This is a genomic window from Variovorax beijingensis (assembly GCF_007828835.1).
GTDB classification, from domain to species: domain Bacteria; phylum Pseudomonadota; class Gammaproteobacteria; order Burkholderiales; family Burkholderiaceae_C; genus Variovorax; species Variovorax beijingensis_A.
The window spans coordinates 117,460-141,079 of the sequence record NZ_VIVL01000011.1 but is presented as its reverse complement, the minus strand read 5'-3'; the positions used below and the strand labels follow the sequence as shown (position 1 = coordinate 141,079).

Here is a 23,620-nt window from a genome sequence, read left to right as displayed (position 1 = left end):
TTCAATGGCTGCCGCTGCCGTGGTCGACGGGCGAAGCGCCCTGGAAGGCGCGCACCGCATCGATGAGCCGCGTGCGCTCGAACTCGGGGTGCAGCCGGTAGCGCACCAGGTGCTCGCCCACGAAAAGAAGCGTGACCGACAGCGGCGTCAGCACGTTCGCGAGCAGCGACCAGGCCGAAAAAGGCAGCGTCAGGTACACCACGATCGACGACACCACCACCAGCGCGAAATACACGGTCCAGATGCGCGTGAGCGTCGTCGTGTAGGCCAGCATGTGGCCCTTGAGCGGATGCACGCGCTGCGCGAACTGCGTGATCAGCGGCAGGCCGGGGCCACGCAGCGAGGCGCCGAACCAGCCGCACAGGAGGCCGTTGATGGCGACATGCTGGAACACGTAGAGCCGGTTGGTGTCGCCCGCCTCACCCAGGAACACGAGCGCAAAGCCCCCGATGCCCAGCAGCAGGGCCGCGGCAAAACCCCAGCGGCCGAACTTGCTCGCGGCGAAGCCCATGGCGGCCAGCCACAGCGGGCCGAGCAGCACCACCACGGCCCACGGCTCGGTGGGGTGGAACAGCATCATCCAGTGGGAGAGGCCGGCATAGGCCACTCCCACCAGCAGCAGGAGCGCCAGTCGCCATCGAGACATGGATCAGGAAGCGCTGCGATGCTGGGCGACGTGGGTCGCGAGCGTGCGCAGCGACTGGAAGATCTGCTGATTGCGCTCATCGTCCGAGCGCAGCTGGAAGCCGTAGCGCCGGGACACTTCGAGCGCGACTTCGAGGATGTCGATGGAGTCGAGGCCCAGGCCTTCGCCATACAGCGGATCGGTGGGCACGATGTCCTCGGGCGCGACTTCGAGATTGAGCGCGTTCACCAGCAGGACGGCCAACTCTTTTTCAATCGGCGACTGTTCAGGTGAATCGCCGGCGGCGGGAATGGGGGGCTGAGCAGTCGATGACAAGAAAACCTCCTGAAACTTTTTCCGTAACTACCTCGGGGGCCGTGGATTATAGGAGGGAGGCTTGATTAGACTGCCCGCTTCGATACGACCCGGAGCCCCTCATGGCCGACCCTCTCTTGATCGCGCGCCACGACACCATCGAGTGCACCCTGCTGCCCAGCCTGGCCAACCGCCACGGCCTGATCACCGGCGCCACCGGCACCGGCAAGACAGTCACCCTGCAGACCATGGCCGAAAAGCTCTCGGGCATCGGCGTTCCGGTGTTCATGGCCGACGTCAAGGGCGACCTGACCGGCATGAGCCAGAAAGGCAGCATCGGCGAAAAAATGGCGGCCACGCTCAAGGAGCGGGGCATCGATCTGCCCGAATCGGACGCCTGCCCCGTCACCCTGTGGGACGTGTTCGGCGAGCAGGGGCATCCGGTGCGCGCCACCGTCTCCGACATGGGCCCCCTGCTGCTGGGCCGCATGCTCGACGTGAATGAAACGCAGGCCGGCGTGCTGAACCTGGTGTTCAAGATCGCCGACGACAACGGCCTGCTGCTGCTCGACCTGAAGGATCTGCGCGCCATGCTGCAGTACGTGGGCGAGAACGCGAGCCAGTTCACCACCGAGTACGGCAACATCAGCGCCGCCAGCGTGGGCGCCATCCAGCGCGGCCTGCTGCAGATCGAGACCCAGGGCGGCGAGAAGTTCTTCGGCGAGCCGATGCTCAACATCGCCGACTTCATGCAAACGGTGGGTGGCAAGGGCGTGGTCAACATCCTGGCGGCCGACAAGCTCATGAACTCGCCGCGGCTCTACGCCACCTTCCTGCTCTGGATGCTGTCGGAACTGTTCGAACAGCTGCCCGAGATCGGCGACCCCGAACAGCCCAAGCTGGCCTTCTTCTTCGACGAAGCCCACCTGCTCTTCAACGAGGCGCCCAAGGCGCTGGTGGAGCGCATCGAGCTCGTGGTGCGGCTGGTGCGCTCCAAGGGCGTGGGCGTGTATTTCGTGACGCAGAACCCGCTGGACATTCCGGATTCGGTGCTGGCCCAGCTGGGCAACCGCGTCCAGCATGCGCTGCGCGCCTTCACGCCGCGCGACCAGAAGGCCGTCAAGGCCACGGCCACCACCATGCGCCAGAAGCCGGGGCTGGACATCGAAACCGCGATCACCGAGCTTGCGGTGGGCGAGGCGCTGGTGAGTTTTCTCGATGCCAAGGGGCGCCCCAGCGTGACCGAGCGCGTGTTCGTGGTGCCGCCCGGCAGCCAGATCGGCCCCGTCACGGCCGCGCAGCGCCAGGCGGTCATTGCCAATTCGCTCGTCGCCGGCGTGTACGAGAAGACCGTGGACCGCGAATCGGCCTACGAAAAGCTCAAGGGCCGGGCCGAAACCGCGCCCGATGCACCGCCGGCCAAAACGGCGGGCGGCGGCAAGGGTGCGGCCGCAACGTCTGAAGGCAGCAGCATGCTGAACGACCTGCTTTTCGGCAGCACGGGCCCGCGCGGCGGCAAGCGGGACGGGCTGGTGCAGACCATGGCCAAGTCGGCGGTGCGGACCATGGGCACCTCGGTCGGCAAGGAGATCCTGCGCGGCGTGCTGGGCGGCATCTTCGGCGCCAAGAAGCGCTGAGAAAGGCCGCAGGGCCGCTCACCAGCGCAGCAGGCGCGGCCCGAGCACGGCGCCCACCAGCACGGGCAGCGCGATGCCGCTCACGTACCAGACCGCGAGGAAAGGCGCCGTCAATTCCATGCAGTGCAGCGCATAGACCGCCGCACCCACCCCGCCGGCCAGCGCGCCGGCGGCCGCACCGGCCAGCGCGAGCCGCGTGGGCGCCAGCCCCTTCAGGGCCAGCAGTGCCGCCGCAAAGACCGGCAGCGCCATGAGCCCGATGCTGACCGCGCAAACACGCCACGATTCGCCCATGAGCAAGGGCATGCGCTCTTCGGCCGGCGCGTTGAACCAGGCCAGGGCCGCCATCGCCCACACGGCAAGCACCGGCACCGCGATGCCGATCCAGGCGCGCCGCACCGGCACGCCTGGCCGCGCGAGGCGCTGCGCCATCACGAAGGCGGCCGCCGCAATGCACAGCGGAAACAGCACCTTGACCCAGAACATCGGCCAGAACATGGCCTGCACCAGGTCGCGGCGCAATCCGTATTCGGTGAACAGGATCGCGAACGACAGCGGCAGCCCGGCGAGCAGCGCAAGGGCCAGGCGGCGCCCCGCGGCGCGGCGCGGCGCGGCCGTGGCGCCGGTCGCCAGCATGGCCACAAGATCGTCGGTCTTCATGGCGCCTTGCTCCTGAGCCTGGCGGCGAGCGCCTTGAGCCCGCGGTGGATGCCCACCTTCACGGCCGATTCGGACATGCCGGTCAGGCTTGCCGTCTCGGCCACCGAGAGGCCTTCGAGCTTCACGTGCACGATCGGCAGGCGCTGGCGCTCCGGCAGGGTCTGCAGCAGGCCGCCCAGGTCGCGCCGCGCATCGCTGGCCTCGATGGCCGATTCGGCGAACACCGCCAGGTCGTCGTCCAGCGGGTCATGCAGCGCTTCGCGCGCGGACTTGGCGCGCAGCAGGTCGATCATCTTGTAGCGCGCAATCGCATGCACCCAGGCCGTCAGCGGCTGGTCGCTCTGGTAGGTGTGGCGCTGGTTGTGCATGGCGAGCAGGCATTCCTGGACAAGATCTTCCACTTCATCGGGCCAGCCGAACAGGCGCTTGCCCAGAAAGGCGCGCAGATGCGCGCTGAGTTTTTGCAGAAATTCGCGATAAGCGGCTGCGTCGCCGTCGAGGCCGCGCAGGAACAGGCTGCGCAGCGCGGCTTCGGCGTCGCTCGTTCGCCTACTGCTGTCCATTGTGTTTCGTGCCATCGGACCGGCTGGTTACAGCCCTTTCGGAAAAAAGATCCCGCCGGATTGTGCCGTGCCCGGCGCAGACGCCGGCTGCGTCCTCGGCTAAGCTCGCCCGAACCCGTGGAAGGAGCGCCCCATGCACCCTGCCAGTTCATGCCCTGAACAGTCCGCCGCCCGGAGCTGATGCCGATGCTGGCCGGGCTGGTTTCGCACCCCTGGGCCTATCCGGCGCTGGAGACGGTGCATATCGTCGGCATCGCGCTGCTGTTCGGCGGGCTGCTGGTGTTCGAGTTGCGCGTACTCGGCCTTGGCCGGGAACTGCCGCAGAGGCAGTTGGCGCATCTGACGCTGTTGCCGGCGCTTGTCGGCTTCGGACTGTGCGCCGCCACCGGCCTCACGATGTTTTCCACGCAGCCCGGCGAGCTGCTGGCCAATTCCGCCTTTCGCATCAAGCTGTTCCTGATCGGCCTGGCAGGCGCCAACGCCATCTGGTTCCACCTTCGAGGCGGACTCGCATCCACCGGCGCCATATCCAGGCTGCAATGCCTGCTCTCGCTGGGGTTTTGGCTCGCTGTCATCATCTGCGGGCGCTGGATTGCCTACGTCTGAGCAAGGAGACCCAGATGATTGAGAGACGCTTGTTCATTGCCGGTTCACTCGGCCTGGCCCTGCCCTCCTGGGCGCACCACGGCTGGAGCAGCTTCGACCAGGACCGCCCGCTCTACCTGGAGGGGCGCGCGACCAAGGTCATGTGGCGCAATCCGCATGGCGAGGTGGAGCTCGAGCTGCCCGAGAACCCGACCCTGCCGGCCGACCTGAAGCAGCGCCCGCTGCCCAGGCAAAGCGCGAATGTCGACGGTCCCGCGCTGCTGGCCAAGGCGCAGCTGCCCACGCGGCGCGACCGCAAGTGGCTGATCGAACTCGCACCGCTCACGCGGCTGCAGGCCTGGGGGCTCGAGGAGATCAAGCCCGGCACCCCGGTGGCCGCGCTGGGCTTCACCTACACCGGTGAAAAAGGCGATCCGGTGCTGCGCGCCGAATACCTGTTCGTCGGCGGCAAGGCCTACGGCCTGCGCTCCTCGCCGGCCTGATCGGCGCACCGGCCGCGGTCCCCGGCGGCAATGACGACCCTCGCGCCCTGCTTGCCAGCCGCGCGAGTGATCGGTACATTGCATTTTTTGAGGGCCTCCAATGTCCGCAGATAGCACAGCGACCCCTTCTGAAGCTGCCGAGATTTCCGCGATCCCCGCCGTCCCTGCGACTTCAGCGATCCCCGTCTCGCCCCTTCCCCCGCTCCACCCTTCCTCGTCGACCGGCCACATCCGGCTGACCTCCCATGCCGGCGGCTTCGGCGCGCTGCCCATCCGCTGGGGTGCGGCCACCGCCACCGAGCGCGGGCCCGTGGTGGGCACCACTACGAAGCGGGCACATCGCAACGTCATCGGTACGCACAGCGGCTCGTACAGCGTCTATCGCGCACTGGCCGTGGCAGCCGGCGCCCTCAAGCGCGAACACAAGGCCGACCTGACCAACACCGCGCCCACCGACGTGATCGGCCCGTACCCGCAGTGGAGCGAGCCCGGGCGCATCGTCTCGCTCGACCCCTGGGGCGCGCTGGTGGCCGATGTGTTCTCCGCCGAACTGGCGGCGGGCTACGACATCCGCCCGACCATCGCGATCACCAAGGCCCACGTGATCCTGCCCGAGGTGATCGAGGCGCTGCAAAGCGGCCGCCTCAAGGCCGACGGCCACTTCCTCACCGCCAGCGGCGCGGCCATGGTGACCAAGGCCGCCATCGAGCCCGTGTGGTACCTGCCCGAAGTGGCGCGGCGCTTCGGCTGCTCCGAAACCGACCTGCGCCGCACGCTGTTCGAAGAGACTGGCGGCATGTACCCCGAGCTCGTCACGCGCTCCGACCTCGAGGTGTTCCTGCCGCCCATCGGCGGGCAGACGCTCTACATCTTCGGCAACCCGCGCGACCTGGCCAACCCGGAGGTCGAGCTCACCGCGCGCATCCACGACGAATGCAACGGCTCCGACGTGTTCGGCTCCGACATCTGCACCTGCCGCCCCTACCTCACGCACGCCATCGAGGAATGCATCCAGGGCGCGCAGCGCGGCGGCGTGGGCCTCATCGCCTATTCGCGCAAGGAGGGCCGCGCGCTCGGCGAGGTGACCAAATTCCTGGTCTACAACGCGCGCAAGCGCCAGGTCGGCGGCGACACGGCCGACCAGTATTTCGCGCGCACCGAGTGCGTGGCCGGCGTGCAGGACATGCGCTTCCAGGAACTGATGCCCGACGTCTTCCACTGGCTCGGCATCCGGAAGATCCACCGGCTCGTGTCGATGAGCAACATGAAATTCGACGCCATCACCGGCTCGGGCATCGAGATCGGCGAGCGCGTGAACATTCCCGACGAACTGATTCCGGCCGACGCCCGCGTCGAGATGGACGCCAAGATGGCCGCCGGCTATTTCACGCCCGGCCCGGTGCCGGATGCCGAGGAACTCAAGAAGGCCAAGGGCCGGGGATTGGGCGAATGAGCGACAACAAGGCAAACAGCAGCAACGACTACCTGCCCGCCGACGGCTCGGGCAGCCTGCCGCCGGGCAGCGCGGGCGACATCGATCCGGCCATCGAGTTCGCACCGGATACCAGCCACCCCGCGGGCGCCGCCACGGTGCTGCGCACCACCGCCGCCATCCGCGAGCGCGCGGCCGCGCTGCTGGCGCGCGCGCGCCGGGGCGAGTCGCAGTGGTTCCGCATCGCCGGCAGCGACGTGCTCGAAGACGCCGCGCGCACCGTGGCCGAGGTCACGCGCGAGCGCTATCCCTGGGACACCATCCCCTACCACAGCCGCTGGCGCCACTTCGAGGCCGGCGGCATCGACCGGCTGAAGCAGCTCGACCAGCTGCTCGGCAAGGGCATCGATGCCCGGCAGCGCGCCAGCGCGCACATCGACCTCGTGCTCGTAAGCGTGCTGCTCGATGCCGGCGCCGGCGCCGGCTGGCACTACACCGAGCCCGCCACCGGCGAGCGCTACACGCGCTCCGAGGGCCTGGCCGTCGCGAGCTTCCATGCCTTCACGAGCGGGCTGTTCTCGTCCAACCCCGATCATCCGCTGCAGGTCGATGCCGCCGGCCTGCGCGGCCTGGTGACCGACCGGCTCGGCGACGCCTTCCAGGTCAGCGACGTCAATCCGCTGGTGGGCCTGCCCGGCCGCGCGGTGCTGCTGCGCCGGCTCGGCGAGGCGATGAGCGAGCAGCCCGAAACCTTCGGCGACGAGGGCCGGCCTGCCGGCATGTTCGATGCGCTGGTCGCCCCATTCGGCGCAGCCGCGCCGCCCACGGCCGAGATCACGGCGCACCAGATCCTCTCGCTGCTGCTCGAAACGCTCTCGGGCATCTGGCCCTCCGCCAACACCATCGACAGCATCGCGCTCGGCGGAAGCGACAGCTCGGGCGGCATCGGCTCGAGCGACCCGGCGCTCGCGCTGGGCGACTGCTGGCGCCACAGCGCAGTGCGCGGCCCGGGCCTCACCAACGGCTGGATGCCGTTCCACAAGCTGTCGCAGTGGCTGACCTACTCGCTGCTCGAACCCTTCGAGCGCGCGGGCGTCAAGGTGCGTCAGCTCGATGCGCTCACCGCCCTGCCCGAATACCGCAACGGCGGCCTGCTGATCGACAGCGGCGTGATCGTGCCGAAGGACCCCGCCTTTCTTGCGCGCACCTGGAAAGCCGGCGACGAGTTCATCGTCGAATGGCGCGCCCTTACCGTGGCGCTGCTCGACGAGCTGGCGCCGCGCGTGCGCAAGATCCTCGACCGCACCGAAGAAGAACTGCCGCTGGCCTGCGTGCTCGAGGGCGGCACCTGGGCCGCGGGCCGCGTGCTGGCACAGCGCTTGCGAGACGGATCGCCACCGCTCCTGATCGAAAGCGACGGCACCGTCTTTTAGACTCTCCGGTCCAGCAACGGCAGAAAAAATCCAATGAGCAACGTCCACCTCGTCGACCACCCCCTCGTCCAGCACAAGCTCACGCTGATGCGCCGCAAGGACGCCTCCACCAACAGCTTCCGCCGGCTCCTGAACGAAATCAGCATGCTCATGGCCTACGAGGTCACGCGCGACATGCCGATGCAGGACATCGAGGTCGAGACCCCGCTCGAGACCATGCAGGCCAAGGTCATCGACGGCAAGAAGCTGGTGCTGGTGTCCATCCTGCGCGCGGGCACCGGCATCCTCGACGGCATGCTCACCGTGGTGCCGGGGGCGCGCGTCGGCCACATCGGCCTGTACCGCGATCCCAAGACGCTCACGGCCGTCGAGTACTACTTCAAGATGCCCGGCGAAATGGAGAACCGCGACGTGATCGTGGTCGACCCGATGCTGGCCACCGGCAACTCGGCGGTGGCCGCGGTCGAACGGCTCAAGGAACTCAACCCCAAGTCGATCAAGTTCGTCTGCCTGCTCACCTGCCCCGAAGGCATCGCGACCATGCAGAAGGCCCACCCCGACGTGCCGATCTACACCGCCGCGATCGACCGCGAGCTCAACAGCCACGGGTACATCCTTCCCGGGCTCGGCGACGCCGGTGACAGAATTTTCGGCACGAAGTGACGCCGACGTCCTCTGACGGCGGCCTGCTGCTCATCTGGCAGCAACAAGAAGATTTCCATACCTCGAGGAGAAGCACCGTGACAGCACGCCGTCAGTTGATCATTCGTTCAGCCGCCATTGCCGCAGCAGCGCTTGCGACTGGCGCGCCGGGCCTTGCGCTCGCGCAGGCCAAGCTCAAGGTGGCGGCGGTCTACACCGTGCCTTTCGAGCAGCAATGGGTCGGCCGCATCCACAAGGCGCTCAAGGCGGCCGAGGCGCGCGGCGAGATCGAATACAAGGCGACCGAGAACGTCAGCAACGCCGACTACGAGCGCGTGATGCGCGAGTACGCCACCGGCGGCAACCAGCTGATCCTCGGCGAGGTGTTCGGCGTGGAAGCGGCGGCGCGCAAGGTCGCGAAAGACTTTCCCAAGGTCGCCTTCCTCATGGGCTCTTCACTCAAGCCGCAGGCGCCCAACTTCAGCGTGTTCGACAACTACATCCAGGAGCCGGCGTACCTGAGCGGCATGGTGGCTGGCGGCATGACCAAGACCAATCGCATCGGCATGGTCGGCGGCTTTCCGATTCCCGAGGTGAACCGGCTCATGAACGCGTTCATGGCGGGCGCGAAGGAAACCAATCCCAAGGTCGAATTCAGCGTGAGCTTCATCAACAGCTGGTTCGATCCGCCCAAGGCCAAGGAAGCGGCCTTCGCGATGATCGACAAGGGCGCAGACGTGATGTACGCCGAGCGCTTCGGTGTCTCGGACGCGGCCAAGGAAAAGGGCAAGCTCGCCATCGGCAACGTGATCGACACGCAGGCGCAGTACCCCGACACGGTGGTGGCTTCGGCGCTCTGGAACTTCGAACCCTCGGCCGACCGCGCGATCAAGCTCGTGAAGGAAGGCAAGTTCACCGCCGAGGACTACGGCCCCTATTCGATGATGAAGCACAAGGGCTCGGAGCTCGCGCCGCTGGGCACCTTCGAGAAGAAGGTGCCGGCGGACATCGTCGCCAAGGTCAAGGCCAAGCAGGCTGACATCCTCGCGGGCAAGGTCACCATCAAGGTCGACGACTCGCAGCCGAAGTCGACCGCGAAGTGAAGGGTCCGATGACGATGCGCTGGCGTTCTCTTCTCGCGGCCGGCGTGCTGGCCTTCGGCTTGGCCGGCTGTGCCGGTGTCTACAAGAGCGCCGCCGACGGCAGCGTGCGGCTGGACGACACGCCGCGCATCGCGGTGATCTCGGCCTTCCAGCCCGAGCTCACGCTGCTGCTGAACCGGCTCCAGCAGCCGGCGAAGCACAGCGTCAACGGCGTCGAGTTCACCACCGGCACGCTCGAAGGCAAGCCGGTCGTGCTGTTCCTCTCCGGCATCAGCATGACCAACGCGACGATGAACACGCAGCTGGTGCTCGACCGCTTTCGCGTCAGCCACATCGTGTTCAGCGGCATCGCGGGCGGCGTGAACCCGCAGCTGCACGTGGGCGACGTCACGGTGCCGGCGCAATGGGGCCAATACCTCGAAGTGCTGATGGCGCGCGAAACCGCGCCCGGCAAGTTCACCGCGCCGCCCTTCATCACCGATGCCACGCTGCCCAATTTCGGCATGATGCATCCGCGGCCGGTGGAAGTGCGTTCCGCGGCGCATCCGCAGATCGCGCGCAAGTTCTGGTTCGAGGCGGACCCCAAGATGCTCGAGGTGGCGCGCAGCATCCGCAATGTCGACCTCGCGAACTGCAGCGCCGGCAAGTGCCTGGCGCGCAAGCCCCAGCTCGTCGTCGGCGGCAACGGCGTCTCGGGCCAGGCCTTCATGGACAACAAGGCCTACCGCGAATACACCTTCAAGACCTTCCAGGCCAACGTGCTCGACATGGAAACGGCGGCCGTGGGCATGGTGGCCTACAGCAACGGCGTGCCTTACATCGCCTTCCGCTCCCTCAGCGACCTGGCGGGCGGCGGCGAAGGCGAGAACGAGATGGGCACCTTCATGGGCATTGCGGCCGACAACTCGGCCAAGGTCATGCTGGCGTTCCTGGCTGCATGGAAATGACCCTGCCTTTTCTCCCTCCCCTTCCGGGGGAGGGTTGGGGTGGGAGCACGCGGCCTTCGATCGATCACCGTGGCGTTGCGGGCGCTGCTCGCCCCCATCCCAGCCTTCCCCCGGAAGGGGAAGGAGCAATACCTTCATGAGCAGCACAGCGGTTCTCCGCCTCCAGGGCATCACCAAGCGCTTCGGCACCCTCGTGGCCAACGACGCCGTCTCCCTCGACCTGCATGCGGGCGAGGTGCTCGCGCTGCTGGGCGAGAACGGCGCGGGCAAGTCGACGCTCATGTCCATTCTGTTCGGCCACTACGTCGCCGACGAAGGCAGCATCGAGGTGTTCGGTGCGCCACTGCCTGCGGGCAACCCCAAGGCAGCGCTGGCCGCGGGCGTAGGCATGGTGCACCAGCACTTCACGCTGGCCGACAACCTCAGCGTGCTCGACAACGTGATGATGGGCACGGAGCCGCTCTGGCGCCCGGTCTCGCGCCGGGCAGCCGCACGTGCGAAGCTGCTCGAGGTGGCGCAGCGCTTCGGCCTGCCGGTACAGCCCGACGCCAAGATCGGCAGCCTCTCGGTCGGCGAGCGGCAGCGCGTCGAGATACTGAAGGCGCTGTACCGCGGCGCGCGCATCCTGATCCTCGACGAACCGACCGCCGTGCTGACGCCGCAGGAAAGCGAAGCCCTGTTCGCCACGCTCGCACAGATGGTGGCGCAGGGCCTGTCGGTGATCTTCATCAGCCACAAGCTGGGCGAGGTGTTGCGCGTGTCGCAGCGCATCGCGGTGCTGCGCGGCGGCAAGCTGGTGGCCGAGGCGCGCACCGCCGAGACCACGCAGGCGCAGCTCGCGCTGTGGATGGTCGGGCATGAGGTCGAAACCCCGCAGCGCCGGCCCGCCAGATCGGTGGGCGATGCAGTCTGCGTGCTCGACCACGTGAGCACCGCATCGGACAAGGACCAGGGGCAGAACCGGTTGCGCGAGGTGTCGCTCACGCTGCGCGCCGGCGAGATCACCGCCATCGCGGGCGTCTCGGGCAACGGCCAGGCGGCGCTGGCCGAGCTGCTGTGCGGCACGCGCCGCGCCACCTCGGGCACGGCCCTGCTGATGGGCCGCGCGCTGCCGCCCTCGCCCGCCCGGCTGGTGCAGCGCGGCGTCGCGCGCATTCCCGAGGACCGGCACGCGGTTGGCGTGGTCGGCGACCTGCCGGTGTGGGAGAACGCGGTGTCGGAGCGGCTGCGCAGCCCGGTCTTCTCGCGCTGGTCGTGGTTCGTGCGGCGCGCGGCCGCGCGGCTGCATGCGCGGCGCATCGAAAAGGCGTTCGACGTGCGCGGCGCAGGCCTGATGGCGCCGGCCCGTTCGCTTTCGGGCGGCAACATGCAGAAGCTGATCCTGGGGCGCGCGCTGCTCGCGCCAGAGCAGGATGAAGAAGACCCGGACAACAGGAAATACCCGACCCGTGCGCCGCGGCTTATCGTCGCGCACCAGCCGACCTGGGGCCTGGACATCGGCGCCGTCGCCTACGTGCAGCAGCAGCTCATTGCCGCGCGCGACGCGGGTGCGGCGGTGCTGGTGATTTCCGACGACCTCGACGAAGTGCTTGCGCTCGGCGACCGCGTGGCCGTGATGCATGGCGGCCACCTCGGCGAAGCACGCCCGGCCGCGGCCTGGACGCGCGAGGCCATCGGGCTGGCGATGGCCGGCGCGGCGGCGCATCAGCCACACGCGGGAGCCACGCCATGATGCGGCTCGAACGACGCCACCAAAGCTCGCGCGCCGCGCTGGTGCTGGCACCCATCGGCGCGGTAGCCTTCACGATGGCGGTGAGCGCACTGCTCGTGCTCTGGGCCGGCGCGCCGGTCGGCCGCACCTACGCATTGCTGCTGCAGGGCGGCTTCGGCTCGGTGTTCGCGTGGAGCGAAACGCTGACGCGCGCCATTCCGCTGGTCCTCACGGGACTGGCCGCGACGGTCGCCTTCAAGGCGCGGCTCTTCAACATCGGCGCCGAGGGGCAGCTGTTCGCGGGCGCCCTCGCGGCCGTGGCCGTGGGCGGCATGCATGGCGGCAGCGGCTTCGAGCTGCCGCCCTGGCTGCTGTTTCCGCTGATGATGCTGGCCGCCGCCGCGGCGGGCGCCCTGCTGCTGCTCGGCCCGGCGCTCATGAAGAACAGGCTCGGCGTCGACGAGGTGGTGACCACGCTGCTGATCAACTTCATCGTGCTGCTCGGCGTGTCGGCGCTGCTCGACGGGCCGATGAAGGACCCGAGCGCCATGGGCTGGCCGCAGAGCGTGTCTCTGCAGTCCGAACTCGAACTCGGCAAGCTGGTCGCGCAAACGCGCGTGCACACCGGCCTCGTCTGGGCCGTGTCGCTCGCCGTGATGGTGTGGGCGATCTTCAAGTACACGGTGCTGGGCTTCGACATTCGCGCAGTCGGCGCCAATGCGCGCGCCGCCGCCTTTGCCGGCGTGCCGGTCACGCGCACCGTGGTGATGGTGGCGCTGCTCTCGGGTGCGCTGGCGGGCCTTGCGGGTGCCATCGAGGTGGCGGGACGCACCAGCTACGTCACGCTCGACATGTCGCCGGGCTACGGCTACACGGGCATCGTGATCGCGATGCTTGCGGGCCTGCATCCCCTGGGCGTGATCGCCGCGGGCGTATTCGTGGCCGGCGTGCTGGTCGGGGCCGACACCATGAGCCGCGCCGCGGGCGTGCCGACCTACATCGCCGACGTGATCGTCGCGGCCTCGCTGGTCGCGGTGCTGGTGGCGACGCTGCTGACGCAATACCGGGTGCGGATGAAATGACCGATCTGGCGCCTGCGTCTTTGCTCCTTCCCCCGCCGGGGGAAGGCTGGGATGGGGGCATCGGCGCCCACATCGAGCGCCGCGTGCCCCCACCCTCCCCCGGAAGGGGAGGGAGAAACACGAAATGACCGACCTGTTCGACATCCTCGCCAACCCGGCTTTCTGGGTCGCGGTGCTGCGCATCGCCACGCCGCTCGTCCTCGGCACGCTGGGCGTGCTGCTGTGCGAGCGCGCGGGCGTGCTCAACCTCGGCATCGAGGGAATCATGGTCGCGGGCGCCTTCACCGGCTGGCTCGCGGTGTATGCCGGCGCGCCGCTCTGGGCCGGCGTCGGCGTGGCCGCGCTCACCGGCATGGCGTTCGGGCTGCTGCACGCCTTTCTCACGGTGGGCCTGGCCCTGTCGCAGCACGTCTCGGGGCTGGGTATCACGCTGCTGGCCACCGCGCTGAGCTACTTCGGCTACCGCGTGAGCTTTCCGAAGGTGAACACGCCGCCGACCATCACGCCGTTCGCGCCGATGGAGTGGCTGCCGGTGCCCATCCTGAATGCACAGACCACGCTCACGCTGTTCGCGCTGCTGCTCGTGCCGGCCGTCGCCTGGGTGCTGTACCGCACGCCGCTCGGGCTCGCCGTGCGCATGGTCGGCGAAAACCCGCAGGCGGCCGAGAGCCAGGGCGTGTCGGTCGCGGCCACGCGTACCGGCGCCATCGTGGCGGGTTCGGCGCTGATGGGCATGGCTGGCTCCTTCCTCACGCTGTCGGCCTTCAATGCCTTCTTCTTCAACATGGTGAACGGCCGCGGCTGGATCTGCGTGGCGCTGGTGGTGTTCGCCTCGTGGCGGCCGGGCAAGGCCCTGCTCGGCGCGCTGCTGTTCGCATTCTTCGATGCGCTGCAGCTGCGGCTGCAACAATCGGGCGATGCCGTGCTGCCCTACCAGATCTACCTGATGCTGCCGTACCTGCTCTCGATCCTCGCGCTGGTGCTGGTGGCGCGCAAGGCGAGCTATCCGCAGGCGCTGATGAAGCCCTATCGCAAGGGGGAGCGTTGATGAAGACGAAGACCGCCGCAGGAGGAGGAATCCTGTTCGCTGCACTGCTGGCGCTATGCGGCGCAGGCGCGCACGCGCTGGGCAGCGACTACGGCTACGACACCTTCAAGACTCCCGATTCGGTCAGCTGGGTGCAGCTGTGCGGCACATGGGGCAAGGACCACCAGGGCACGTACCGCGTGGTCCATGCCGAGCAGTACGCGCAATCCTTTCTCTACGTGCAGCGGATGGCGCGCGATGCCAACGGCAGCCTGCATGCCGCGCACACCACCGCCATCGCCGAACTCGACAACGACCACGCCGAGATCGCGCTCGCCGAACTCACTTGCCGCGCCACGCCGCGCGGCATCGTGGTGACGGCGCGCGCCACCTCCGGCCATGATGACAAGCTGCGCCGCGTGACCATCGAGGTGGGGCCGGCGCCCGGGCAGTACCGCTATCGGGCGCAGCGCACGCGCTGAACGAATCTCCCTCGCGGTCACCTGCGCTGCGCATGCGACCGAAAATCCCCCGCATCCGCACCTCGGAGCCCCCACGATGCTCGACCTCCTGATCACTAACGCCACCCTCCCCGACGGCCGCCCGGACATGTCGATCGCGGTGCAGGGCGGCCGCATCACCGAAGTCACCGCCGGGCTCGACGCGCCGGCGCTCGACAAGCTCGATGCCCGGGGCCTGCTCGTTGCGCCGCATTTCGTCGATCCGCACTTCCACATGGATGCCACGCTGAGCTATGGCCTGCCGCGCATCAACCAGAGCGGCACCTTGCTCGAAGGCATTGCGCTGTGGGGCGAACTCAAGCCGCTGCTCACGGCCGACGCGCTGATCGAGCGTGCGCTGGCCTATTGCGACTGGGCGGTGGCCAAGGGCCTGCTGGCCGTGCGCTCGCATGTGGACACGAGCGACCCGAGTCTGCTCGCGGTCGATGCGCTGCTCGAGGTCAAGCGCAAGGTCGCGCCGTACCTCGACCTGCAGCTCGTGGCCTTTCCGCAGGATGGCGTGCTGCGCTCGGCGGGCGGCGTGGACAACCTGAAGCGCGCGCTCGACAAGGGCGTCGACGTGGTCGGCGGGATTCCGCATTTCGAGCGCACCATGGCCGATGGCGCCGCCAGCGTCAAGCTGCTGATGGAGCTTGCAGCCGAGCGCGGCAAGCTGGTCGACATGCACTGCGATGAGTCGGACGACCCGCTCTCGCGCCACATCGAAACGCTGTCTGCCGAGACCTGGCGCCTCGGCATGCAGGGCCGCGTGACGGGCTCGCACTGCACCTCGATGCATTCGATGGACAACTACTATGTGAGCAAGCTGCTGCCGCTGATTGCGCAAAGCGGCGTCAGCGTCGTTTCCAACCCGCTCATCAACATCACGCTGCAGGGCCGCCACGACAGCTATCCCAAGCGCCGCGGCATGACGCGCGTGCCCGAGCTGATGGCCGCCGGCGTGAACGTCGCCTTCGGCCATGACTGCGTGATGGACCCGTGGTACGGCATGGGCTCGGGCGACATGCTCGAGGTGGCGCACATGGGCCTGCACGTCGCGCAGATGACCAGCCAGGCCGGCATCCGCCAGTGCTTCGAGGCGGTGACCACGAACGCCGCGCGCGTGATGCACCTCGAAGGCTACGGCCTCGAGGCGGGCTGCGACGCGAGCTTCGTGCTGCTGCAGGCGCGCGACCCGGTCGAGGCGATCCGGCTGCGCGCCACGCGGCTCAAGGTCTTTCGCAAGGGGCGCCTGCTGGCGGAAACGCCGGCCGCGACGGCCGCGCTGCATCTGCCAGGCCGCGCACAGGCCACCAGCTGGATGAGCCGCGGATCCTAGGGTCTCAGGCTTCGGGCGCGATGGCCTCGGCGTACTCGTAGAGCGCGCCCAGGATTTCTTCGCCCCGCTCGTCGGCGGTTTCGGACAGCGCATCGACTTCGCTGAACAGCATCTCGATGGTCCGCGCCCCGCCCTCGCCTTTGAAGAGCCGCGCGATGCGCAGTGCCTCCCAGCGTTCGGCCTCTTCCGGGCTGAGCAGCTCGGGCCAGTTGCGCGCGCGGTAGCGAAAGAGGATTTCCTCGAGCCGCCCGTCGTCGAAGCCGGTGCGGTCCTTGGCGAGCTCCTCGGGCGACAGCGCGCGCAGCTGGTTCAGTCGGCGCCGGTCGCCATTGCCGACGAAGCCGCCGTAGAGGTCCTCATCGACATCGGGCACCGCCTCCTTGGGGCGGGCGTACACCTGCGACCAGATGGCACTCATGTCGGGCAGGTCGCGCGCAATGGCCGCATGGCGCAGCGCTGCATCGAGGTCGACGTTCCAGCGCTCGGCCATGGCCGGCGCGAGCGTGCGCAGGTTGCCGACGACCATGGGCGACTTGTTCAGGTGGATGCCCTTGACCGGCAGGCGGACCATGCCTTCAGGCAGGTCGGCGGTGCGCGTGAACAAGCGCAGGCGCAAAGTCTCAACGTCCAGATCGCGCAGCTCGCTGGGGTCGTGGGCCAGGTCCCAGGCGATCAGTTCGTTCTTGTTGGTTGGATGGCTCGCGAGCGGCCACATCACGCCGAGGCAGCCGCGCTCGACCGGGAACATGCCCGATACGTGCAGGAAAGGCCGCGCCGTCTCGCGCATGGCCGGCAGGCCGAGCTCGCTGGCAACGCGGTCCTTCTTGTGCAGGCCGAAGGCGAATTCGAACAGCTTGGGCTGGCGCTCGCGAATGAGCCGCGCCAGTGCGATGGTGGCGCGCACGTCGGACAGCGCATCGTGCGCGGACTCGTGCAGCAGGCCATTGGCGCGCGCCAGGTCCTCGAGCTTGAAGCTGGGCTTGCCGTCTTCCTTCTTCGGCCACTCGATGCCGTCGGGCCGCAGCGCATAGGTGAGGCGCACCACGTCCAGCAGGTCCCAGCGGCCGCAGTCGTTCTGCCATTCGCGGGCGTACGGGTCGATGAGGTTGCGCCAGAACAGGAAGCGCGTGACCTCGTCGTCGAAGCGGATGGTGTTGTAGCCCACGCCGATGGTGCCGGGCTGCGAGAAGGCCTTCTCGATCTGCGCGGCAAAGGCATGCTCGGGGATGCCGCGCTCCAGGCAGAGCTGGGGCGTGATGCCGGTGATCAGGCAGGCCTCGGGGCTGGGCAGGTAGTCGGGCGCCGGCTTGCAATAAATCATCAGCGGCTCGCCGATCTCATTGAGCTCGGCGTCGGTGCGAATGGCGGCAAACTGCGATGGCCGGTCGCGGCGCGGCACGGCGCCGAAAGTTTCGTAGTCGTGCCAGAGAAAGGTGTGGTTCATTCAGAGCAAGGGGGAAAACAATCGTGCAAGCGCGTCGCCGAGGCGGCGCCAGAAACTCTGCGGCCGGTGGGCGCGCACCGCACCGGAGCTGTGGAGATCGGTCTCGAACTGCGCGGCCAGGGGGCGTGCCAGTTCGGGACCGTAGACCACCGCGCTCACTTCGAAATTGAGCCTGAAGCTGCGGTTATCGAAATTCGCGGTACCGATCATCGCGCAATGGTCGTCGACCACCAAGGTCTTGGAATGCAGCATGCGCGCCTTGTACTCCCAGACCTTGACTCCCGACGCAATCAGCTCATCGAAGTAGGAGCGCGCGGCCGCGCTCACGATGGCCGAATCGCTGCGCCGCGGCACCAGGAGGCGCACGTCCACGCCGCGCAGCGCCGCGCTGGTGAGCGCCATCATGGCGGGCTCGCCGGGCACGAAGTACGGCGTGGTGAGCCAGGCCCGCTCGCTCGCCGAATGGATCGCCTCCACGTGCATGCGATGGATGGGCTCCAGCATGTTGTCCGGGCCGCTGGTCACGATCTGCACGGGAATGTCGCCGGCTTCGACCTGCGGCAGCATCGCGCCCATCAGGTGGTCGATGTCGCGGAGGTCTTCGCCGGTGGCATAGGTCCAGTCCTCGAGGAAGGTGGTCTGAAGCCAGCGCACCGCGCTGCCCTCGATGCGCAGGTGGACGTCATGGTAGGCGTCGGGCCGGGTGCGCTTGTCTTCCTCGTCCGTGATGTTGACGCCACCGGTAAAGCCCACGCGGCCGTCGCACACGACGATCTTGCGGTGGGTGCGGTAGTTGGTCACCGGGCGCAGACGGCGGCCGATGCGCGTGTCGTGGAAGAGCGCAACCTGCACGCCCGCGGCATGCAGCGGCGCCATGAACTTGCGGCCGATGCGCTTGGAGCCCAGTGCGTCGAGCAGCAGGCGCACGGCCACGCCCTGCCGGGCGCGCTCCACCAGCAGGTCGCGCAGCGCGGTGCCGATCTTGTCGGGCTCGAAGATGTAGTACTCGAGATGGATGTGGTCGCGCGCCGCGCGCACCGCGTCGAAGATGGCATCGAAGGTGCGCGCGCCGCCCGAAAGCAGCGCCACGCCCGTCGCGCTGGACACCGGCAGCCCACAGGCCGCGGTCCCCAGCCGTGCCATCTGCTGCAGCGCCGGCGGCGCGTTCTGCGCCGCGTCGCGCACGCGCGCCAGATCGGCCTGCGTATGCGCGCTGGCGCGGCTGCGCAGGCGCCTGACGCGCTGCTTGCGCAGGCGCTGCGGCCCGAGGAAGTAATAGATGACGAAGCCCGCGAACGGCAGCAATGCGAGCGACAGGATCCAGCTCATGGTGGACACCGGCGCGCGCTTCTGCATCACGATCCAGACCGACAGCACGGCGATATAGCCGCTCCAGGCCAGGGAGAGGCCGGTTTTCCATTCCTGGCTGAGCTCGGGGAGGATCAAAGTAAAACTGCGTACGGATAGATTTCGGCCAAAAAAAAGCCGGCAGCGAATGCTACCGGCCTTTTGGGTACTGCCAGGAAGAGCGCGGAACCGGCTTTGCCGGTCCGCCTTATCCAGCAGCAGCTTCCTCGGCTTCGGGCTTGGACTTGCCTTCCTTCTTCGGCAGCGGCTGGATGTCCAGCTGCACTTCGCCCTTGTCGTCGATGTCGACCGACAGACGGCCGCCATCGATCAGGCGTCCGAACAGCAGCTCGTCGGCCAGCGCACGGCGGATCGTGTCCTGGATCAGCCGCTGCATCGGGCGGGCGCCCATCAGCGGATCGAAGCCCTTCTTCGCCAGGTGCTTGCGCAGGCCATCGCTGAAAGTGACGTCGACCTTCTTCTCGGCCAGCTGCGTTTCCAGCTGCAGCAGGAACTTGTCGACCACGCGCAGGATGATCTGCTCGTCGAGCGCCTTGAAGCTCACGATCGCGTCCAGGCGGTTGCGGAACTCCGGCGTGAACAGGCGCTTGATGTCGGCCATCTCGTCGCCCGCCTGGCGTGGGTTGGTGAAGCCGATGGTCGCCTTGTTCATGGTCTCGGCACCCGCGTTGGTGGTCATCACGATGATCACGTTGCGGAAGTCGGCCTTGCGTCCGTTGTTGTCCGTCAGGGTGCCGTGGTCCATGACCTGCAGCAGCACGTTGAAGATGTCCGGATGCGCCTTCTCGATTTCGTCGAGCAGCAGCACCGCGTGCGGCTTCTTCGTGATGGCTTCGGTCAGCAGGCCGCCCTGGTCGAACCCGACGTAGCCCGGAGGCGCGCCGATCAGCCGGCTCACCGCATGGCGCTCCATGTATTCGGACATGTCGAAGCGGATGAGCTCGATGCCCATGATGTAGGCCAGCTGCTTGGCCGCTTCGGTCTTGCCGACGCCGGTGGGGCCGCTGAACAGGAACGAACCGATCGGCTTGTCCTCGCGGCCGAGGCCCGAGCGCGCCATCTTGACGGCCGAAGCCAGCACCTCGAGCGCCTTGTCCTGGCCGAACACCACGCTCTTGAGGTCGCGCTCGATCGTCTGCAGCTTGCCGCGGTCGTCGTTGCTGACGTTGGCCGGGGGAATGCGCGCGATCTTCGCGACGATGTCCTCGACCTCGGTCTTGCTGATGGTCTTCTTGCGCTTGTTCGCCGGCAGGATGCGCTGGGCAGCGCCGGCCTCGTCGATCACGTCGATGGCCTTGTCGGGCAGGTGGCGGTCGTTGATGTACTTGGCGCTCAGCTCGGCCGCGGCCTGCAGGGCCGCCACTGCGTACTTGACGCCATGGTGCTCTTCGAAACGCGACTTCAGGCCCTTCAGGATGTCGACGGTTTCCTGCACCGTCGGCTCGACCACGTCGACCTTCTGGAAACGGCGCGACAGGGCCGCGTCCTTCTCGAAGATGCCGCGGTATTCGCTGAAGGTGGTGGCGCCGATGCACTTGAGCTGGCCGCTCGAGAGCGCCGGCTTCAGCAGGTTCGACGCGTCGAGCGTGCCGCCCGAGGCTGCGCCCGCACCGATCAGGGTGTGGATCTCGTCGATGAACAGGATCGCGTTCGGCTTGTCCTTGAGCGACTTGAGCACGCCCTTCAGGCGCTGCTCGAAATCGCCGCGGTACTTGGTGCCGGCCAGCAGCGCGCCCATGTCGAGCGAATAGACCTGCGCCTCGGCGAGGATCTCGGGCACGTCGGTCTGCGTGATGCGCCAGGCCAGGCCCTCGGCGATGGCGGTCTTGCCCACCCCGGCCTCACCCACCAGCAGCGGGTTGTTCTTGCGCCGGCGGCACAGGATCTGGATCACGCGCTCGACCTCGTATTCGCGGCCGATCAGCGGATCGATCTTGCCGTCCTTGGCAAGCTGATTGAGGTTCTGCGTGAACTGCTCGAGCGGCGAAGCCTTCTCGTTCTTTTCCGCGCCGCCTTCTTCACCCTCGCCCGAAGGCGATTCGCTGCTGCCCTTGACGGCCTCGGGCGGATCGCTCTTCTTGATGCCGTGGGCAATGAAGTTCACCACATCCAGGCGGGTCACGCCCTGCTGGTGGAGGTAGTACACCGCGTGCGAGTCCTTCTCGCCGAAGATCGCCACCAGCACGTTGGCACCGGTGACTTCCTTCTTGCCGTTGCCGGTGGACTGCACATGCATGATGGCGCGCTGGATCACGCGCTGGAAACCCAGCGTCGGCTGGGTGTCTACATCGTCGGTACCCGCCACCTGGGGCGTGTTGTCCTTGATGAAGTTGGTGAGCGACGCCCGCAGGTCGTCGACGTTGGCCGAGCAGGCGCGCAGGACCTCTGCGGCGCTCGGGTTGTCCAGCAAAGCGAGCAACAGATGCTCCACGGTGATGAACTCGTGGCGCTGCTGCCTGGCCTCGACGAAGGCCATGTGCAAGCTGACTTCCAGTTCCTGGGCAATCATGTGATTTCCTTTTGCCTTGCTGTAAATAAATTCTCAGATGGGTTTGAGCGCGCGCAATTCAACTGGTTCACGCAATGGGCTCGCTGACGCATTGCAGCGGATGCCCGGCCTGGTGCGCGGCCTCCATCACCTGATTGACCTTGGTGGCCGCCAGGTCGCGGGAATAGACCCCACAAACACCACGGCCATCGAGGTGGATCTTGAGCATGATCTGGGTCGCGGTTTCGCGATCCTTGTTGAAATATTCCTGCAGCACGACGATCACGAACTCCATGGGCGTGTAGTCGTCGTTCAGCATGACGACCTGGTACATCTGGGGCGGTGCGGTTTTCTGCGGCCGCCGCTCCAGAACGACCGAATCTCCGTCGTCCCCGGCCGGTTTCTGGGCCGGCGGAGTGCTGGGAGTCTTGGGAATTCTCGTTGCCATAAAAAAGATTCTATAGAGCGTGCAAGCACCGTGCCGGCGCAAGAAGACTTGGTGGCGCGTATTCGACAAATCAAGGGGCTTGCGTCGTGCACGACACCACAGACCGTGCAGAAAAATCTGCCCTCCGCCTGCGCCGCAGCATAAATATTACGCGGCACCCGCCCGGAAAAAAATGGGTATTTGGAGCAAGGTGTTCCATTTCTCAACCTGGCCCGCCTTGCCGTGCCGGATGAAGAAAAGCCCTCGAGACCGGGCGGTCTCGAGGGCCTTGGCTGCGCGGCGCCGGAGCGCCGCCGCTCGCACAATTACATGTGGTCGATCATGACTTGGCCGAAGCCCGAGCAGCTCACTTGCGTGGCGCCGTCCATCAGGCGGGCGAAGTCGTAGGTGACCTTCTTGCTGGCGATCGACTTTTCCATCGAGCTGATGATCAGGTCGGCTGCTTCGGTCCAGCCCATGTGGCGCAGCATCATTTCGGCCGAGAGGATCTCGGAACCGGGGTTCACGTAGTCCTTGCCGGCGTACTTGGGAGCCGTGCCGTGGGTGGCTTCGAACATGGCGACGGTGTCGCTCAGGTTCGCGCCCGGAGCGATGCCGATGCCGCCGACCTGGGCCGCCAGCGCGTCGGACACGTAGTCGCCGTTCAGGTTGAGCGTGGCAATCACGCTGTATTCGGCGGGGCGCAGGAGGATCTGCTGCAGGAACGCGTCGGCGATGCTGTCCTTGACGGTGATTTCCTTGCCCGTCTTGGGGTTCTTGAACTTCATCCAGGGGCCGCCGTCGATCAGCTCGGCGCCGAACTCCTTGGCAGCCAGGGCATAGGCCCAGTCGCGGAAGCCACCTTCGGTGAACTTCATGATGTTGCCCTTGTGCACGATGGTGACGCTGGGCTTGTCGTTGTCCACCGCGTACTGCAGTGCCTTGCGCACGAGGCGCTCGGTGCCTTCCTTCGACACGGGCTTGACGCCGATGCCCGAGGTGTTGGGGAAGCGGATCTTCTTGACGCCCAGTTCGTCCTGCAGGAACTTGATGAGCTTCTTGGCCTTGTCGCTTTCGGCTTCGAACTCGATGCCGGCGTAGATGTCTTCCGAGTTCTCGCGGAAGATGACCATGTTGGTCTTGTGCGGCTCGCGCACCGGGCTGGGCACGCCTTCGAAGTACTGGATGGGGCGCAGGCAGACGTAGAGGTCGAGTTCCTGGCGCAGCGCAACGTTCAGCGAGCGGATGCCGCCGCCGACGGGCGTGGTGAGCGGACCCTTGATGGACACCACGTAGTCACGCACGGCATGCAGCGTTTCCTCGGGCAGCCAAACGTCGGGGCCGTAGACCTTGGTCGACTTTTCGCCGGCATAGACTTCCATCCAGTGGATCTTCTTCTTGCCGCCGTAGGCCTTGGCCACTGCAGCATCCACCACCTTGAGCATCACCGGGGTGATGTCCAGACCCGTGCCATCGCCTTCGATGAAGGGAATGATCGGCTGATCAGGCACATTGAGCGAGTTGTCGGCGTTGACCGTGATCTTCTGGCCTTCGGCCGGGACTTTGATGTGCTGGTAGCTGGACATGAGGGGGAATAACTCCGGGAGTGACGTAATTCGGACGACTGTCTGCGAATTCAGACAGCGATGGGGAATCGCTGTACAGCCCGCGAACAAATCGCTGTACATTTTAGACGCAACCCATCAGCTGGCGTTTGTCAACCTAAGAGACAATGGTCTCGTTAGTGGCTGACCTTCTGCTCGCCGGGAGGCGTTTCCAACCAATTCTC

Annotated in this window: 22 protein-coding genes; 13 read left to right on the top strand and 9 right to left on the bottom strand. The window is 67.2% G+C overall.

Translation table 11 applies throughout. The annotated features are described in order from the left end of the window. Position 1: 1 nt before the first annotated feature. Entirely contained in the window at positions 2–646 is a 645-nt protein-coding gene (locus FB547_RS26565) for a hypothetical protein (protein WP_145746632.1), read from the bottom strand. 3 nt (positions 647–649) lie between these two features. Beyond that, entirely contained in the window at positions 650–961 is a 312-nt protein-coding gene (locus FB547_RS26560; RefSeq protein WP_012747776.1) for a phosphopantetheine-binding protein, read from the bottom strand. A gap of 101 nt (positions 962–1,062) precedes the next feature. Here FB547_RS26560 and FB547_RS26555 point away from each other — a divergent pair, with 101 nt between their 5' ends. Further along, complete coding sequence (locus FB547_RS26555; RefSeq protein ID WP_145746631.1) at positions 1,063–2,577, top strand: helicase HerA-like domain-containing protein; 1,515 nt, start codon at positions 1,063–1,065, stop codon at positions 2,575–2,577. A gap of 18 nt (positions 2,578–2,595) precedes the next feature. Here the strand turns inward: FB547_RS26555 and FB547_RS26550 are convergent, their stop codons facing one another. Continuing rightward, positions 2,596–3,237 carry an NrsF family protein gene (locus FB547_RS26550; RefSeq protein ID WP_145746630.1) on the bottom strand — a complete coding sequence of 214 codons (642 nt, stop codon included), beginning with the start codon at positions 3,235–3,237 and terminating at the stop codon, positions 2,596–2,598. After that, positions 3,234–3,815 (bottom strand): sigma-70 family RNA polymerase sigma factor, encoded by a 582-nt coding sequence (locus FB547_RS26545; RefSeq protein WP_225612904.1) that lies wholly within the window; start codon positions 3,813–3,815, stop codon positions 3,234–3,236. Before FB547_RS26545 ends, FB547_RS26550 begins: the two co-directional genes overlap by 4 nt. Before the next feature lie 171 nt (positions 3,816–3,986). Between FB547_RS26545 and FB547_RS26540 the strand changes: the two genes are divergently transcribed. From FB547_RS26540 to FB547_RS26485, 12 genes are all read left to right on the top strand, one after another. Further along, positions 3,987–4,406 carry a hypothetical protein gene (locus FB547_RS26540; protein ID WP_145746726.1) on the top strand — a complete coding sequence of 140 codons (420 nt, stop codon included), beginning with the start codon at positions 3,987–3,989 and terminating at the stop codon, positions 4,404–4,406. Positions 4,407–4,420: 14 nt separating this feature from the next. Beyond that, positions 4,421–4,888, top strand: coding sequence for a DUF6152 family protein (locus FB547_RS26535; protein ID WP_145746629.1), 468 nt, complete (start codon positions 4,421–4,423; stop codon positions 4,886–4,888). Between the two features lie 100 nt (positions 4,889–4,988). Next, positions 4,989–6,341: a GTP cyclohydrolase II gene (locus FB547_RS26530; protein WP_145746628.1), complete on the top strand. Its 1,353-nt coding sequence runs from the start codon at positions 4,989–4,991 to the stop codon at positions 6,339–6,341. After that, positions 6,338–7,753, top strand: coding sequence for a URC4/urg3 family protein (locus FB547_RS26525; RefSeq protein ID WP_145746627.1), 1,416 nt, complete (start codon positions 6,338–6,340; stop codon positions 7,751–7,753). The genes FB547_RS26530 and FB547_RS26525 overlap by 4 nt, the downstream gene beginning before the upstream one ends. 33 nt (positions 7,754–7,786) lie before the next feature. Then, a complete protein-coding gene (upp, locus tag FB547_RS26520) occupies positions 7,787–8,416 on the top strand; it encodes a uracil phosphoribosyltransferase (RefSeq protein WP_021007470.1) in 630 nt (209 codons plus the stop codon). A 77-nt stretch (positions 8,417–8,493) separates the two neighbouring features. Next, positions 8,494–9,498, top strand: a complete 1,005-nt coding sequence (locus tag FB547_RS26515) for a BMP family protein (RefSeq protein WP_145746626.1) — start codon at positions 8,494–8,496, stop codon at positions 9,496–9,498. 8 nt (positions 9,499–9,506) lie between these two features. After that, entirely contained in the window at positions 9,507–10,445 is a 939-nt protein-coding gene (locus FB547_RS26510; RefSeq protein ID WP_145746625.1) for a 5'-methylthioadenosine/S-adenosylhomocysteine nucleosidase, read from the top strand. A gap of 136 nt (positions 10,446–10,581) precedes the next feature. Further along, positions 10,582–12,177 carry an ABC transporter ATP-binding protein gene (locus FB547_RS26505; protein ID WP_145746624.1) on the top strand — a complete coding sequence of 532 codons (1,596 nt, stop codon included), beginning with the start codon at positions 10,582–10,584 and terminating at the stop codon, positions 12,175–12,177. Beyond that, positions 12,177–13,238 carry an ABC transporter permease gene (locus FB547_RS26500; RefSeq protein WP_186454256.1) on the top strand — a complete coding sequence of 354 codons (1,062 nt, stop codon included), beginning with the start codon at positions 12,177–12,179 and terminating at the stop codon, positions 13,236–13,238. The genes FB547_RS26505 and FB547_RS26500 overlap by 1 nt, the downstream gene beginning before the upstream one ends. Before the next feature lie 124 nt (positions 13,239–13,362). Next, positions 13,363–14,286, top strand: coding sequence for an ABC transporter permease (locus FB547_RS26495; RefSeq protein WP_145746622.1), 924 nt, complete (start codon positions 13,363–13,365; stop codon positions 14,284–14,286). Then, the gene (locus tag FB547_RS26490) at positions 14,286–14,747 is read left to right on the top strand and encodes a hypothetical protein (RefSeq protein ID WP_145746621.1); all 462 of its coding nucleotides are present in this window, start codon (positions 14,286–14,288) and stop codon (positions 14,745–14,747) included. Before FB547_RS26495 ends, FB547_RS26490 begins: the two co-directional genes overlap by 1 nt. 76 nt (positions 14,748–14,823) lie before the next feature. Beyond that, complete coding sequence (locus tag FB547_RS26485) at positions 14,824–16,104, top strand: amidohydrolase family protein (protein WP_145746620.1); 1,281 nt, start codon at positions 14,824–14,826, stop codon at positions 16,102–16,104. A 4-nt stretch (positions 16,105–16,108) separates the two neighbouring features. On the opposite strand, the gene sbcB is transcribed toward FB547_RS26485, so the two are convergent. The 5 genes from sbcB to icd form a co-directional block, all read right to left on the bottom strand. Then, positions 16,109–17,548 carry an exodeoxyribonuclease I gene (gene sbcB / locus FB547_RS26480; protein WP_145746619.1) on the bottom strand — a complete coding sequence of 480 codons (1,440 nt, stop codon included), beginning with the start codon at positions 17,546–17,548 and terminating at the stop codon, positions 16,109–16,111. Next, positions 17,549–18,994 carry a cardiolipin synthase gene (gene cls / locus FB547_RS26475; protein ID WP_145746618.1) on the bottom strand — a complete coding sequence of 482 codons (1,446 nt, stop codon included), beginning with the start codon at positions 18,992–18,994 and terminating at the stop codon, positions 17,549–17,551. A 109-nt stretch (positions 18,995–19,103) separates the two neighbouring features. Further along, entirely contained in the window at positions 19,104–21,425 is a 2,322-nt protein-coding gene (gene clpA / locus FB547_RS26470; protein WP_145746617.1) for an ATP-dependent Clp protease ATP-binding subunit ClpA, read from the bottom strand. Between the two features lie 67 nt (positions 21,426–21,492). After that, on the bottom strand, positions 21,493–21,852 hold the full coding sequence (clpS, locus tag FB547_RS26465) for an ATP-dependent Clp protease adapter ClpS (RefSeq protein ID WP_012747757.1): 360 nt from the start codon (positions 21,850–21,852) through the stop codon (positions 21,493–21,495). Between the two features lie 305 nt (positions 21,853–22,157). Further along, positions 22,158–23,417, bottom strand: a complete 1,260-nt coding sequence (icd, locus tag FB547_RS26460; protein ID WP_012747756.1) for an NADP-dependent isocitrate dehydrogenase — start codon at positions 23,415–23,417, stop codon at positions 22,158–22,160. Positions 23,418–23,620: the final 203 nt, after the last annotated feature.

What these genes read in the sequence shown, in the direction of transcription:
- FB547_RS26565 (WP_145746632.1), bottom strand. Translation starts at nt 646, where the DNA reads ATGTCTCGATGGCGACTGGCGCTCCTGCTGCTGGTGGGAGTGGCCTAT.
- FB547_RS26555 (WP_145746631.1), top strand. Translation starts at nt 1,063, where the DNA reads ATGGCCGACCCTCTCTTGATCGCGCGCCACGACACCATCGAGTGCACC.
- FB547_RS26550 (WP_145746630.1), bottom strand. Translation starts at nt 3,237, where the DNA reads ATGAAGACCGACGATCTTGTGGCCATGCTGGCGACCGGCGCCACGGCC.
- FB547_RS26545 (WP_225612904.1), bottom strand. Translation starts at nt 3,815, where the DNA reads ATGGCACGAAACACAATGGACAGCAGTAGGCGAACGAGCGACGCCGAA.
- FB547_RS26540 (WP_145746726.1), top strand. Translation starts at nt 3,987, where the DNA reads ATGCTGGCCGGGCTGGTTTCGCACCCCTGGGCCTATCCGGCGCTGGAG.
- FB547_RS26535 (WP_145746629.1), top strand. Translation starts at nt 4,421, where the DNA reads ATGATTGAGAGACGCTTGTTCATTGCCGGTTCACTCGGCCTGGCCCTG.
- FB547_RS26530 (WP_145746628.1), top strand. Translation starts at nt 4,989, where the DNA reads ATGTCCGCAGATAGCACAGCGACCCCTTCTGAAGCTGCCGAGATTTCC.
- FB547_RS26525 (WP_145746627.1), top strand. Translation starts at nt 6,338, where the DNA reads ATGAGCGACAACAAGGCAAACAGCAGCAACGACTACCTGCCCGCCGAC.
- upp (WP_021007470.1), top strand. Translation starts at nt 7,787, where the DNA reads ATGAGCAACGTCCACCTCGTCGACCACCCCCTCGTCCAGCACAAGCTC.
- FB547_RS26510 (WP_145746625.1), top strand. Translation starts at nt 9,507, where the DNA reads ATGACGATGCGCTGGCGTTCTCTTCTCGCGGCCGGCGTGCTGGCCTTC.
- FB547_RS26505 (WP_145746624.1), top strand. Translation starts at nt 10,582, where the DNA reads ATGAGCAGCACAGCGGTTCTCCGCCTCCAGGGCATCACCAAGCGCTTC.
- FB547_RS26500 (WP_186454256.1), top strand. Translation starts at nt 12,177, where the DNA reads ATGCGGCTCGAACGACGCCACCAAAGCTCGCGCGCCGCGCTGGTGCTG.
- FB547_RS26495 (WP_145746622.1), top strand. Translation starts at nt 13,363, where the DNA reads ATGACCGACCTGTTCGACATCCTCGCCAACCCGGCTTTCTGGGTCGCG.
- FB547_RS26490 (WP_145746621.1), top strand. Translation starts at nt 14,286, where the DNA reads ATGAAGACGAAGACCGCCGCAGGAGGAGGAATCCTGTTCGCTGCACTG.
- FB547_RS26485 (WP_145746620.1), top strand. Translation starts at nt 14,824, where the DNA reads ATGCTCGACCTCCTGATCACTAACGCCACCCTCCCCGACGGCCGCCCG.
- sbcB (WP_145746619.1), bottom strand. Translation starts at nt 17,548, where the DNA reads ATGAACCACACCTTTCTCTGGCACGACTACGAAACTTTCGGCGCCGTG.
- clpA (WP_145746617.1), bottom strand. Translation starts at nt 21,425, where the DNA reads ATGATTGCCCAGGAACTGGAAGTCAGCTTGCACATGGCCTTCGTCGAG.
- clpS (WP_012747757.1), bottom strand. Translation starts at nt 21,852, where the DNA reads ATGGCAACGAGAATTCCCAAGACTCCCAGCACTCCGCCGGCCCAGAAA.
- icd (WP_012747756.1), bottom strand. Translation starts at nt 23,417, where the DNA reads ATGTCCAGCTACCAGCACATCAAAGTCCCGGCCGAAGGCCAGAAGATC.